11 protein-coding genes are annotated in these 13716 nt (G+C 32.0%); 8 read left to right on the forward strand and 3 right to left on the reverse strand.

Annotated features, from left to right (window positions below; all coding sequences use genetic code 11):
- Window positions 1-894: a patatin-like phospholipase family protein gene (locus ACP15M_RS03085; RefSeq protein WP_425075706.1), complete on the reverse strand. Its 894-nt coding sequence runs from the start codon at window positions 892-894 to the stop codon at window positions 1-3.
- A 278-nt stretch (window positions 895-1172) separates the two neighbouring features.
- Between ACP15M_RS03085 and recG the strand changes: the two genes are divergently transcribed.
- The 5 genes from recG to ACP15M_RS03110 all read left to right on the forward strand — a co-directional run bounded on the left by recG (window position 1173) and on the right by ACP15M_RS03110 (window position 5765).
- A complete protein-coding gene (recG, locus tag ACP15M_RS03090) occupies window positions 1173-3302 on the forward strand; it encodes an ATP-dependent DNA helicase RecG (RefSeq protein ID WP_425075707.1) in 2130 nt (709 codons plus the stop codon).
- 107 nt (window positions 3303-3409) lie between these two features.
- On the forward strand, window positions 3410-3991 hold the full coding sequence (locus ACP15M_RS03095; protein WP_425075708.1) for a tRNA-(ms[2]io[6]A)-hydroxylase: 582 nt from the start codon (window positions 3410-3412) through the stop codon (window positions 3989-3991).
- Between the two features lie 81 nt (window positions 3992-4072).
- Window positions 4073-4444, forward strand: coding sequence for a hypothetical protein (locus tag ACP15M_RS03100; protein ID WP_425075709.1), 372 nt, complete (start codon window positions 4073-4075; stop codon window positions 4442-4444).
- Between the two features lie 95 nt (window positions 4445-4539).
- Window positions 4540-5016 carry a hypothetical protein gene (locus ACP15M_RS03105; protein ID WP_425075710.1) on the forward strand — a complete coding sequence of 159 codons (477 nt, stop codon included), beginning with the start codon at window positions 4540-4542 and terminating at the stop codon, window positions 5014-5016.
- A gap of 233 nt (window positions 5017-5249) precedes the next feature.
- Window positions 5250-5765: a DUF3124 domain-containing protein gene (locus ACP15M_RS03110; protein ID WP_425075711.1), complete on the forward strand. Its 516-nt coding sequence runs from the start codon at window positions 5250-5252 to the stop codon at window positions 5763-5765.
- Between the two features lie 122 nt (window positions 5766-5887).
- Here the strand turns inward: ACP15M_RS03110 and ACP15M_RS03115 are convergent, their stop codons facing one another.
- Together ACP15M_RS03115 and ACP15M_RS03120 are read right to left on the reverse strand one after the other, a co-directional pair.
- Window positions 5888-6979 carry a DUF2911 domain-containing protein gene (locus ACP15M_RS03115; protein ID WP_425075712.1) on the reverse strand — a complete coding sequence of 364 codons (1092 nt, stop codon included), beginning with the start codon at window positions 6977-6979 and terminating at the stop codon, window positions 5888-5890.
- 126 nt (window positions 6980-7105) lie between these two features.
- Window positions 7106-8323 carry a peroxiredoxin family protein gene (locus tag ACP15M_RS03120; protein WP_425075713.1) on the reverse strand — a complete coding sequence of 406 codons (1218 nt, stop codon included), beginning with the start codon at window positions 8321-8323 and terminating at the stop codon, window positions 7106-7108.
- Window positions 8324-8443: 120 nt separating this feature from the next.
- Here ACP15M_RS03120 and pheT point away from each other — a divergent pair, with 120 nt between their 5' ends.
- From pheT to ACP15M_RS03135, 3 genes are all read left to right on the forward strand, one after another.
- Window positions 8444-10870 carry a phenylalanine--tRNA ligase subunit beta gene (gene pheT, locus ACP15M_RS03125; protein WP_425075714.1) on the forward strand — a complete coding sequence of 809 codons (2427 nt, stop codon included), beginning with the start codon at window positions 8444-8446 and terminating at the stop codon, window positions 10868-10870.
- A 103-nt stretch (window positions 10871-10973) separates the two neighbouring features.
- The gene (locus tag ACP15M_RS03130; RefSeq protein ID WP_425075715.1) at window positions 10974-11822 is read left to right on the forward strand and encodes a phosphatase PAP2 family protein; all 849 of its coding nucleotides are present in this window, start codon (window positions 10974-10976) and stop codon (window positions 11820-11822) included.
- 160 nt (window positions 11823-11982) lie between these two features.
- Window positions 11983-13665: a CotH kinase family protein gene (locus ACP15M_RS03135; protein ID WP_425075716.1), complete on the forward strand. Its 1683-nt coding sequence runs from the start codon at window positions 11983-11985 to the stop codon at window positions 13663-13665.
- Window positions 13666-13716: the final 51 nt, after the last annotated feature.

Raw genomic sequence — 13716 nt, forward strand, 5'->3', positions numbered from 1 at the left:
TCAAGGTGTTACATTTTCGTGCCTCTGCTTTGCATACTCATAACCTTGAGCCCACCATTTTACCATTAAACGCTTACTAAATATTAATGAATTCTCAGTAAGACTTGTAGGCGTATAATACAAATTAAGCTTCACGCCTTTATTTTTTGCTGCAAGTTTACCAATCATAATATCATTTTTTTCAACCTGATCTAAAAGGTGGCCAAATAAGCTCAACATTAAAGAAAACGGATTTTTACCTAATACTTTTTGTTTGCTCATGTTTTCAGATTCTAACACAATGGCATCAACTTCTGTTGCTCCTCTTCTAATAGCTTCTTGTATTGGGATTACACAACCCAATCCACCATCGGCATATTCGTAACCATCTACTTTTGCCAATGACATAAATGGAATATAATTGCACGAAATCCATATCCAATTGCAAAATTCTTCATAACTAAATTCGTTTATCGACTTGTACTCTACGCGATTCATAGATAAATTTGAAACCGTCACCACCACATCTTCTTTGGTTGCTCTAATTTTATCAAACTCTTCTTTGGTGAAATTCTGCTTAATATTTCGTTTTAGAGATTTACTTTCGCCAAAAGTTCGTTTCATTCTAATAAATTGCCATATTGAATTCATAAAATCAATAGACACATATTCACGATCTCCTTTTTTACGCTGTACAAAGGGACTCACACTAAAGATATCATGCTGCTGAACATTGGTAAATATATTATATAATTTTCCTACATCATGAACAGCCAAGTGAGGCACCAACAAGCTACCTGTAGAAGTTCCTAAGAACATATCATAATCTCTACCTAAATCTTTCATTAAATACTGAGCCACACCTCCAGCAAACGCTCCTTTACTTCCTCCACCTGATATGACTAATGCTTTCATTTTTATTGTGATTTAAGGTTAAACCAAGATATATAAAATTAATGAAAGACATAGAGCTAATTTCTTGATAACATCTTAATACCCGACTTTCACATAGATATAACCTACCTAAAACCCGAATTAGATATGGATTTCACCTTAGTTTAATACGCTATACATACGCTACACCTATTTGGTAATTTACTTATTAACAGTGTTTTACATCTAAAGTACTTTACCCAAAGGAAAAAAATATCAATTAAAAAATCATTCTAAAAACTCAAATTGATACTGAAACATTGGAAAAAAGTGATAATTTTGAAAGAATGAATACCAATCTTCAAACTCCTATAGATTACCTTAAAGGTGTTGGACCTAATCGAGCAGATTTACTACGAAGTGAATTAGGTATTCATACGTATCAAGATTTGATTAACCTTTTTCCTAATCGATATCTCGACAGAACACACTACTACAAGATTAACCAAATACAAAGACAAAGTTCTGAAATTCAAGTTATTGGAAAAATAACTAAATTCAAGGAGATCGCTCAGAAGCGTGGTAAACGACTTGTTGGAATTTTTGAAGATGATACAGGACAAATGGAACTCGTCTGGTTTCGTGGACAAAAGTGGATTAGAGATCGTATAAAAACCAATACACCATATGTTATTTTTGGGAAAACAAATTGGTTTAACGGAACATTTAGCATGCCGCATCCTGAATTAGAACTGTTAAGTGAGCATGAGCAAAACCTACGCTCATCGATGCAAGCCATCTATCCATCTACCGAAAAGTTATCAAACAAAGGCATTACAAATCGGGTTTTAACAAAAATAATGCAGAGTTTGTTCTTAGAAACAAAAGGACAATTTAAAGAAACGCTTCCTAAGCACTTAATTACTGAACTCAAATTAATTTCAAAAAGCGATGCCCTTTTTAATATTCATTTTCCAAAAAATCAAGACCTATTATCGCGTTCAGAATTTAGGCTAAAATTTGAAGAGTTATTCTATATTCAATTACAATTAATTTTAAAAAACTTAATCCACAAATCTAAGATAAAAGGATTCCCTTTTGAATCGGTTGGGAATTATTTTAACAGCTTTTATAAAGATCATTTACCATTTGATTTAACCAATGCCCAAAAACGTGTTTTAAAAGAAATTAGACAGGATTTAGGAAGCAATGCACAAATGAATCGTTTATTACAAGGTGATGTAGGTTCTGGAAAAACCATAGTTGCATTTATGTCAATGCTCATCGCACTTGACAACGGTTTTCAAGCCTGTTTAATGGCTCCAACTGAAATTTTGTCAGTACAGCACTATCAAGGACTTTACGAATTGTCTAAAAACCTAAATATCAACATATCACTACTAACAGGTTCAAGTACTACTTCAGAAAGAAAAAAAATTCATGAATCTTTAGAAAATGGCGAATTACAAATCTTAATTGGCACTCATGCATTGCTAGAAGATAAGGTGAAATTTAAAAATTTAGGACTTGCTATTATAGACGAACAACATCGATTTGGAGTTGCTCAGCGATCTAAATTATGGAAAAAAAACAGCTCTCCCCCTCACATTTTAGTCATGACTGCAACACCAATCCCAAGAACATTAGCCATGTCTGTTTATGGTGATTTAGACATCTCAATTATTGATGAATTACCACCAGGACGACAAGCCATAAAAACGGTTCATCGATATGATAAAAATCGTCTTAAAGTGTTACGCTTTATTCGTGACGAAATTGACAAAGGTCGACAAATCTATATTGTATACCCTTTAATACAAGAAAGTGAAACGCTAGACTATAAGGATTTAATGGATGGCTATGAAAGTATTGCCAGAGACTTTCCGCAACCAACATATCAAATCTCTATTGTTCACGGAAAAATGAAACCAGCAGACAAAGACTACGAAATGCAACGCTTTGTTAAAGGCGAAACTCAAATTATGGTTGCTACCACTGTAATAGAGGTTGGTGTTAATGTTCCTAATGCATCTGTTATGATTATTGAAAGCGCAGAGCGTTTTGGATTATCTCAATTACACCAACTTAGAGGTCGCGTTGGTCGTGGTGCAGAACAAAGCTATTGTATCTTAATGACTGGCCATAAACTAAGTTTGGATAGCAAAACACGACTTGAAACCATGACCAAAACTAGTGATGGTTTTGAAATTGCAGAAGTTGACTTAAGACTTAGAGGTCCTGGAGATATTATGGGCACACAGCAAAGTGGTATACTAAACCTAAAGATTGCAAACATTATTAAAGATAAAGACATCTTACAAAGTGCTCGTTTTTATGCTAAACGAATTCTTGGTGATGATCCTTCATTAAGACTTCCCGAAAATAAAATCATCTTAGAAACGTATAGGCAACTCAGTAAATACAAGAATATCTGGAATTATATTAGTTAGCTGTTAGCTGTTAGCTGAGAATAATAAACAGTTACCAATTACTCTACTGACATTTAAATGACTTGTTCTTTATCTTTACAATCCTAAAACACTTAAAAAAAATGAGCATGCTTCACTTAAAACTCGAAACCGATCCGCGTTGGGCAACCATTGCCGAAGAAAACATTGAAGAAATTCTTACAGATCATGCTTGGTGTGAACAAAAGGCTGCAACCAACGCTATTACAATCATCACTCATAATCCGCAATATGAAGATTTGGTGACCGATTTATTAGAACTTGCGAAAGAAGAATTAGAACATTTTCAAATGGTTCATAATATCATCAAAGCACGAGGCTATAAACTAGGACGAGAACGCAAAGACAGTTATGTAAATGAATTATATAAATTTATGAATAAAGGCGGAAGCCATTTACAAAGCATGGTTGATCGGCTGCTCTTTTCGGCCATGATAGAAGCTAGAAGTTGTGAACGGTTTAAATTGCTATCACAACGCATTAAAGACCCAGAACTTTCTAAATTTTATTATGATTTAATGGTAAGTGAAGCTGGTCATTACACTACATTTATAACGTTTGCTAGAAAATATGGAAAAGACATAGATGTAGATAAACGCTGGGCAGCACTTGTAGAGTTTGAAGGCGAACTCATTAAAAGCTACGGAAAATCTGAAAGTATTCATGGGTAACAACAAAAAAATTAACCTTACCGCTATCGCTTTAACATTTTTTATACAACTACATAAACTTAAAACAGTAGTTTTGCCTTTGTGAAATATAAAACAACATCAACATTATTAAATCTGCTATTAGGACTCTGTTTTATAGCAGCTTATCCTGTTACTGAATCTGAATTTCATTCAGATACCTATTTCGATGTTTTAAAAGACAATACAGAACAATCTTCTGTAAAATCTGTTAGTTACATACATGCAGATGGTAATTCAGAAAGAGTACACACTCAGCATCAAAACACTTTTACTCCTCAATTTTTAAAAAAATATTCTGATGCTGATATAAAATTGAATATTAGTAAATTTCAGACTTTAATTAAGCAAAATAAATACCTACAATACTTAAGAAATCTATTTCTAAATTTCTTAAGTACAGATATTATTTTTCCTTTTCACACATTTTGGTAATCCATTTTAATTTTTAGGTGTCATTTTATGGCAAAAAATTAGGCATTGCTTATAGACAATGCACATATCGTAATACCTTAACTTAAAATTTTAAAATGAATTTAGGAATAACTATTACATCAACAGTATTAGTACTGTTAGTTGTAACACCTGTTGTGCTTATACAACAGCAACAAAAGAAAAAAAGCCGCAACCTTTTAAAAGCGCTAAAAACATTAGCTAATACTCATAATTGCTCAATTACCAAATATGATGTATTTAAGAATTTTGCTATCGGATTAGACAAGCAAAACAACTCTTTGTTCTTTTACAAAAAGAGCTCTTCTAAAGAAACAAAACAACAAATTAACCTCAATGAGGTAAAAAGTTGTGGTGTTTTTAACTCAAAAAAAACAACTCACGAAAATGTTTCTGGAGATACAGTAAAATTGGAATTGATTTTAAATTCTGTAGAAAGCTCGAGCAACAATAAGTCTATAGAACTCTATAACCAAACGGAAGATTTTGAGTTAAATGGAGAGTTAGAAATCGTTAGTAAATGGAAACATATAATCCATAATGCTATAAAATAAATTAGTATTTACTTATAAGCTATCTTATTATGCTTTAAAATAATCTCTTATATTACAAAGTATAATAAGATAGTTTAATTTACAAATATTACTTAAAATGAGTTTCTTTACTTTTGTTATGAGTTATGTCTAAAAATTGTTATTAATACACGTATCAGTATTTTAAAACTTAAAAGTCATTACTAATCATATAAAAACCGAAGGTATTCATGCATAAAACCACTCTATTAATTATGAAACCCTATTTTATTTTATATCTGTTAACTTTTATACTAATTTTTAGTTGTAATAATCCCAATCAAGAGATCAGCTCAATAAACTCTGAAAACTGGTCTAAGCGAGCTATTAAGACTCCTGCACTTGACAGTCTTATCTACGGAAAAACTTATCTTTCTATTTACTCTCAAATTTATAGTCAGTCAGAACACAAAACCCACAATTTAACTGCAATGGTAAGCTTACGTAATACTAGCGTTAAAGACACAATCTATCTTTTAAAAGCAGAATATTTTGACACACATGGCAAAACAGTAAGAACTTATTTTGATCAAACTATTTATTTAGCACCTTTAGAAACTACAGAAATTATTATTGATGAAAAAGATATTTCTGGAGGTACTGGCTCAAACTTTATTTTTGAATGGGAAATACCTAAAAATTGCCCAGAACCTTTGTTTGAAGGCATTATGAATTCTACAATGGGACAACAAGGTCTTTCATTTGTAACTCAAGGTCATCGTATAGAGTAATTGCATTATACAAATTAACATCTCGTTAAATCGTATAAAAAAAAGCCCAATCTTTCGATTGAGCTTAAACATAACTGTTTGTTTTTGTGATTGATTGATTGATTGATGATATTATTATTTAATTACAAAGCACCTAACTCCTTTAAGTGTTTTTCAGAATTTGCTTTTACATTAGCAGGAGGATTCATAGATAACGATTTTTTAAAATACTTGATTGCCTCTTTATTCTTGCCCATTGTTTTATAAGCTTCACCTAAGCTATCATACACATTAGGATTGTCAGGATCTAATTTTACTGCCTTTTTAAAATACGTTAATGCTTTATCATAATCTTTAGCACCAAGCATTAAATAACCCAAAGCATTTAGTTGATTTGCATTAGCCATTCCTGAAGCTTCATCCATAATTGAAGCATATGCTTCTTTATCTCCTAATTGATTTAAAATTTGAGCTTTTACAGCCAAATTATTGAAGTTTTTCTGACTGTAAAACTGACCAGAAATTGCATTATCTATCCAAGTTAAGGCTTCATTTAAATCACCTCCATTATTTAAAGCATAAGCAGCAGCTTGTTCCCAATTTTGTCTAATAAACCCTGTTCTACCTTTAGCTTTGTCTCTAAAATCATCTAACACTATAGTCGTGACATCAAACGTTATTGAAAACGGAAATCCTTTTGTTTCCCAAGCTAACATTGCTGTAGCAGAGTTTGCAGAAACCTCATTAAATGCATACGTTAATAGTTCATGATGAGGCACAGAAACTGTAGTTATATCAACCCGTAAAGCATCCTTACTTGGGTCATAAAAGAAACTTCCCCAAGCATCTTTCTCGTGAGATAATATTAACGTCGCTTTATTATCTGGCTTAACTTCCATATGCAGTCCGTAAGTTCCAGCCTTAATTGGCTTCCCTTCTACCTTAGCATCATGAGATAATGTAATTGTAGTATTTTCGTCTGCTCCAGCTCTCCAAGGTGCAGCAGTCGCAGTTCCAAAACCGAGGTTATTCATGCCATAAGGCACTAAATTTCCCCAAATAGTTCTTCCTCTTACACTAGGTCTAGAGTATTTAATTGTAATATCTGAAATACCGACACGTTGCGAAACGGTTGCCTTCTGACTTGCATTAGGTGCATTGATTTGTGCATTGGTATTGAAACCGACAAATAAGCACAAACACACCAATAATTTGATTGTGTTGAGTTGTTTCATAATGATTGATTGTTTAGTTTGTTGTCTACAAGTTAGACAGGATTCTAAACGACAGTTGTTAGCGTTTCGTTAAAAAACACCGACAAACTGTTAATTAACAACTTTTTATGTTAAAAAGGGATTTATTTATTCTTGAAGTAAGCCTGTTACAAATGCATTAAATTCGTCTTTAAATTCAAGGTACTTTTCGCCAGTTGCAGGTCCATTAAATCCAGTATGTATTTTACGCACTTGACCTTTTTTATCTATAAAAATAGACGTTGGATACGATAAGACATGGTTTAACATTGGTAATTTCTCTTGCGCTTTTATTTTATCTGAAGTTCCATATTGCGCTAACAGTATTGGGTAACTAATACCAACCTCACTCTTTAATCTTTTAATACTTTGAAAAGCCTTTTCTTTAGTTTTTGCATATTCAAAAGCTAAAGCAACAAACTCTAAATCTTTATGATTTGATGTATTGTAATATTCTGAATAGTATTTGCTTTCATCTAAGCAATTAGGACACCAAGTTCCCATGACTTGAACAACCACTACTTTATCTTTAAAACGCTTGTTAGATAGCGACACCATATTGCCTTCAGTATCTGGAAAAGTAAATTCTAAAGTCTCATAACCTTCTTTTAAGAACGTCAAATCATTAGCATTAGGTAGTTCATAGGTCTCATTTCGCTTTCCAACAAAAGGTTCTTCCCAATGATTTCCAGAATAAAACATACCACTCATAGCGTCGCCATCAATTTTAGCTGTAAACAAAAACGCATGCGCACCATCAAACGTAGATAGTTTCATGGTGTTGCCATCCATTATACCTTCTAAATAACGATAATCTCCTGTTGTTGTTCTAAAGGTTCCTGTTACTTTTGTGCCTTCCTGTTTAAAAATTCCTTTTGCGACATAACGATCAGCTTCATTATTTGGACTAAACACCACTTCCCAATTTCCAGATACCTTTTGATTAGTCCTAGGAGTTTCAGAAACAAAACGTGATTTAATTCCATATTCTGCCGAAAAAGGAACCACACGATCTAAACTCTCTTTTATAAAGTTTCCTTTTAAACTTTCCTTATTAAAAACAGCCTTTATATAACCCTCAAACACTGGAGCTTTAAAAATAATGGTGTCGTTATTGTATGAAATATCATTCACTAAAATCACTTCTTCAGCATTAAAAATCTTTAATGATTTTTGCGATGTAACTTCAAAATTAAATGGCAATACTTTATCTTGAGCGACTTGTAATTCTGCACGCCAAACTCCTAATTTCAAGTTATCTTCTTCTTCAGAAACACAAGAGAAAAGCATAAGCAAGGTAACAAAACAAGTAAGGAAATATTTCATATTGCTGAGATTAACAAAACTATAGTCATAACAAATTTATAATTCTTACAAAGAAAAGCAATTATCGATTATTATTACTACTTAGTATTATTATCTTTGTGGCTTGATTAAAGTACACAAATGAAGATTTCTTATAATTGGTTACAACAGTTTTTGAAGATAGATTGGCCAGCTGAACAAACTGGTGAACTTCTAACTGATTTAGGTTTAGAGATTGAAGGCATCGAGTCTTTTCAATCTATAAAAGGTGGTTTGCAAGGTATTGTTGTTGGTGAAGTATTAACCTGTGAGCAACACCCAAATGCAGATCGTTTAAAAGTTACAACCGTTAACATTGGTAATGATTCTCCGTTACAAATTGTATGTGGAGCACCAAATGTTGCTAAAGGACAAAAAGTTCCTGTTGCTACAATAGGCACTACATTATATACTCCAGAAGGCGAAGCTTGGAAGATAAAAAAAGGAAAAATAAGAGGCGAAGAAAGCCATGGTATGATTTGCGCAGAAGACGAATTAGGACTTGGTGCTTCTCACGATGGCATTATGGTTTTAGAACCAGACACCAAAGTTGGCACTCTAGCTTCAGATTTATTTGATGTTGAAAATGATCAGGTTTTTGAAATTGGCTTAACCCCTAATCGTGCAGATGCGATGAGTCATTTTGGTGTAGCTCGCGACTTGAAAGCAGGATTACTTCAAAAGGAAATTAATACCGAATTAATCACACCTTCGGTAAGTGCATTTCATGTTGAAAACAGAACGCTCAAAATAGACATCGACGTTAAAGACAAAACTTTAGCACCTCGTTATTGTGGTGTTACCATTTCTGGACTTAAAGTTGAAGATTCGCCTTTATGGCTTCAAAATAGACTAAAAGCTATCGGTCTAGCTCCTAAAAATAATGTTGTTGATGTTACAAATTATGTACTGCACGAATTAGGACAACCACTTCATGCCTTTGATGCTACAAAAATTACTGGCAATAAGGTTATTGTAAAAACATTACCAAAAGGCACAAAATTTACAACACTTGACGAGGTAGAACGTGAATTACATGAAGAAGATCTTATGATTTGTGATGCCGAAAAACCAATGTGTATTGCTGGTGTTTTTGGTGGAATTGATTCTGGTGTTACAGAAAGCACCACAAGTATTTTTTTAGAAAGTGCCTATTTTAATCCTGTAAGCATTAGAAAAACAGCAAAGCGTCATGCCATGAATACTGATGCCTCATTTAGATTTGAAAGAGGTATTGACCCAAACATTACAGAATATGCGTTAAAACGTGCTGCATTACTAATTCAAGAGATTGCTGGTGGTGATATCACCAGTGATTTATTAGATTTTTATCCGAACAAAATTGAAGACTTTCAAGTGCGAATGAGTTTTGATAGTGCTAAAAAATTAATTGGAGAGGAAATCCCGAAGGAAACCATAAAAAGCATTTTAACCTCTTTAGACATTAAAGTCAATAATGTTACCGAAGCTGGCTTAGGACTTACTGTTCCTGCATACAGAAACGATGTACAACGTGAAGCTGATATTATTGAAGAAATTCTTCGTGTATATGGCTACAACAATATTAAAACTACCGAAAAATTAAATGCTTCAATTTCTAATACGTCTAAATTTGAAGATTATAAACTTCAAAACGTGATTGGAAATCAGTTGACTTCACAAGGGTTTTTCGAAATGTTATCTAATTCACTTACAACTCCAAAATATATTGAGTTAAGTGAACAACTTAAAGACGAGCACAATGTTGAAATGTTGAATCCGTTGAGTAACGATTTAAGCGTGATGCGCCAAAGCTTGCTGTTTTCTGGATTGGAAGCTGTGAGTTATAACATTAATAGAAAGCGTGATAACTTAAAGTTATATGAGTTTGGAAAAACCTACCATAACTATAAAGACAGTCGAGAAGAATACAAACGTTTATCTATATTTTTAACAGGAAACAAAAATAGTTTACGTTGGAATGCTCCAATACAAAAAAGTGATTTCTTTTACTTAAAAGGTATTGTAAACAGTACTTTAGAACGCTTAGGATTAGATAAACACCAAGTATCTCCTATTAAAAATGATGTGTTTAGTGAAGGTATTAGTTTGTCACTTGGAAAAACTAAACTTGTTGATTTTGGAATCATTAACAAAAAAGTATTGAAACACTTTGGGATTTCACAAGAAGTTTTATTTGCTGAATTTAATTGGGATAATATTATAGATTTAGTACAACATCAAGATATTAAATTTAAAGACATTCCTAAATATCCCGAAGTACGTCGTGATTTTGCATTACTATTAGACGAGAACATCAAGTTTGAAGACATCGATAAAATTGCCATGCAAACCGAAAAGCACTTATTAAAAGACGTCGATTTGTTTGATGTATATCAAGGTAAAAACCTTCCGAAAGGCAAAAAGAGTTATGCGGTGAGTTTTACCATTCAAGATGAAAAGAAAACATTAACAGACAAGCAGATTGATAAAATCATGAACAAACTCCAAGCCAATTTTGAAAAACAACTTGGTGCAGAGTTGAGATAATAAAAAAGCCTTTTCAAATTGAAAAGGCTTTTTTAGCATTTCATTGTGATTCTTTTAAACTCGATTTGATTTATTTTTGTAATTAGTTATGTGGAAAATAAAATTGAAAACGCTAATTGTATTTATTTTATGCTTTTTGAATGTAAAGTATATTCTTTCACAAAATTTAAACGCTACAAAATCAACTGACAGTACAGAAACTGTTTGGACTCAAATTAAACATGACGCTCAATACACTTTAAAAGGTGTTGGTCATTCTTTGTCTAGACCAATACACTGGAAAGGAAATGATTTTGCCAAATTAGGAATATTATTTGCTGGCACAGCAGCTTTAACAGCTGCTGACAATTCGACCAGAGATTTTGTTCAAAATAACAAAGACCATTTCCCAAAAGCTCTTCGTGACTTTGGTTGGTATTTTGGTAGTCCACAAAACTACTTTGCTGCCAATGCTGGCTTATATGGTTTAGGATTAATTACGAAGAATGAGAACATTCGAAAAACGAGTGTATTAATAATTTCCTCTTCAATTACTACTGGATTAATTCAAACATTTAGCAAAACTGCTTTTGGTAGAGCACGTCCAGGATCAGGTTTAGACCATTTAGATTTTGATCCTTTTTCAAGTAAAGCTAGATACCATTCTTTTCCGTCTGGCCATACAGCTCTTTCTATTACAATGTCTCATGCTATTGCTAAACAATTTGAAAATACTTGGATAAAAATCGGAATTTATTCTATTGGAGCAATACCTCCAATTTCTCGGTTAATAGATGATGCTCATTGGATCACAGACATTGCGTTTAGCACAGCACTTAGTATTATTGTAGTAGATAGTATTGACAAGTTTTTATTTAACGAAAAAGCTTATGATTATCCTCAAAAGAAAAAACAGATGTCTTGGAATTTAAGATTTAGTACTAATCAAATTGGTATTGTAGGCACTTTTTAAAAAAGTAATATTTTAAACACCTGCCTTTAGATTATTTTAATTCTGAAACTCTATAGTGCTAACTCTAGGCTTCTTAAAAAATTCTCACAAATTTTCTATTCGATTTTTTATTTGCTAAATTTAGTTGCTAAAACCTGTGATAAAATCACACACAAATTCGATGAAACTACCTCTACTACTGATAATTTTATTTTTTACAAAACTATTAACCGCTCAAGAACTAACAATCAACGTTCTAGACCATAATTTTGGGATTGATGAAAACAAATCATTAATCGTTTCTCATATTGATGATATTAATAATTATTCAAACACCTCTGAGTATAGTGAAATAACTATAACATTGGGACAAAACAGTTACAATTTCGATTCAGTACCAAATAGTTTAGATTATTTAAATTCCTATTTAATCAACGATATAGCCACTTCTAACCAATATACGATATACTTTACTCAATTACCTATAATCTTAATTGATTCAGATAATGCTATTGTCGATGAACCAAAAGTTCTTGCCAATTTTGTATATTCTGATGAGGAGCAAACACTAGTATCTAATATAGGAATTGAATTAAGAGGAGGAAGTTCTCAATCTTATCCAAAAAAAACTTACGATATTGAGTTTTGGGATGACGAGTTAGGCGATGAAACAAAAAATGAACAATTTGGAGAATTACGCAATGATGATGATTGGATCTTAGATGCACTCTATAATGAACCCTTAAGACTACGAAGTTATATCGCTAATAAACTTTGGTTAGAAATACATACACCTTACTATATTAGTGACGAACCAAATGCTAAATCTGGTGCAGATGTCATGTATGTTGAGATGTTTTTAAATGGACAATACAATGGAGTATACAACCTTTCTGAGCAAGTTGATAAAAAACAATTAAAACTTAAAAGTTTTAATGATAACATGAGAGGTGAACTCTACAAAGGTGTGTCTTGGGGAGCTTCTACTTTTACTGACATACCAAGTTACGATAATGAAAGTAGATTATGGAGCGGTTATGAATTTAAATACCCAAAAGAAGATGAAATCACTGATTGGACAAACTTATACCAGTTTACAGATTTTGTAATCAATTCATCAGTAATAGACTTTACTAATACTATTTGGACAAGGTTTAATGAAGACAATTACATTAACTACTTTTTATTTCTCAACTTAATACGTGCAACCGACAATACAGGTAAAAACATTTATCTAGCAAAATATAATACTGATGAACCATACATTTATATACCTTGGGATTTAGATGGTTGCTTTGGAACAATCTGGAATGGCACAAATGACAACACTACTAATGATATTTTAAGTAATGGATTCATTAATAGAGTTATAGACATAAACCCTAATAATATATCACCTAATATAGCAAGTACGTGGTTTGATTATAGAAGTACTATTTTTAGTAGTGAATCTTTATCTAACAACATTACAGATCAATATAATTTCCTCCAAACCAATAAAATTTATGAAAGAGAATCTTTAGTTTATCCAAATTATTCATTTGACAATCAAGATTTATCTTACACTCTAAATTGGTTAGAAGACAGATTAGAATACTTAGATATTTATTTTGGAGATTTTCTTTCAGTTGATTCATTAACTCATTCAGATAAGATGAGTATGTATCCAAATCCTGTTAAAGACAAAATCTATATACATTCAACAAGTAAACTAAATGACAAAAACTATAAGATATACAATAACTTAGGACAACTAGTTACCGAAGGCATCATTCAAAATGATTTTATTTCATTTGAAAAATTCAAAAGAGGATTATATTTTATTAAACTTGATGGTAATACATATAAATTAATAAAAGAATAACGTTTTTACGTGATATAACATTCCATTCAACAACTTAACATAAACCCATCT

The organism is Psychroserpens sp. S379A, from assembly GCF_049800755.1.
Taxonomy (GTDB): domain Bacteria; phylum Bacteroidota; class Bacteroidia; order Flavobacteriales; family Flavobacteriaceae; genus Psychroserpens.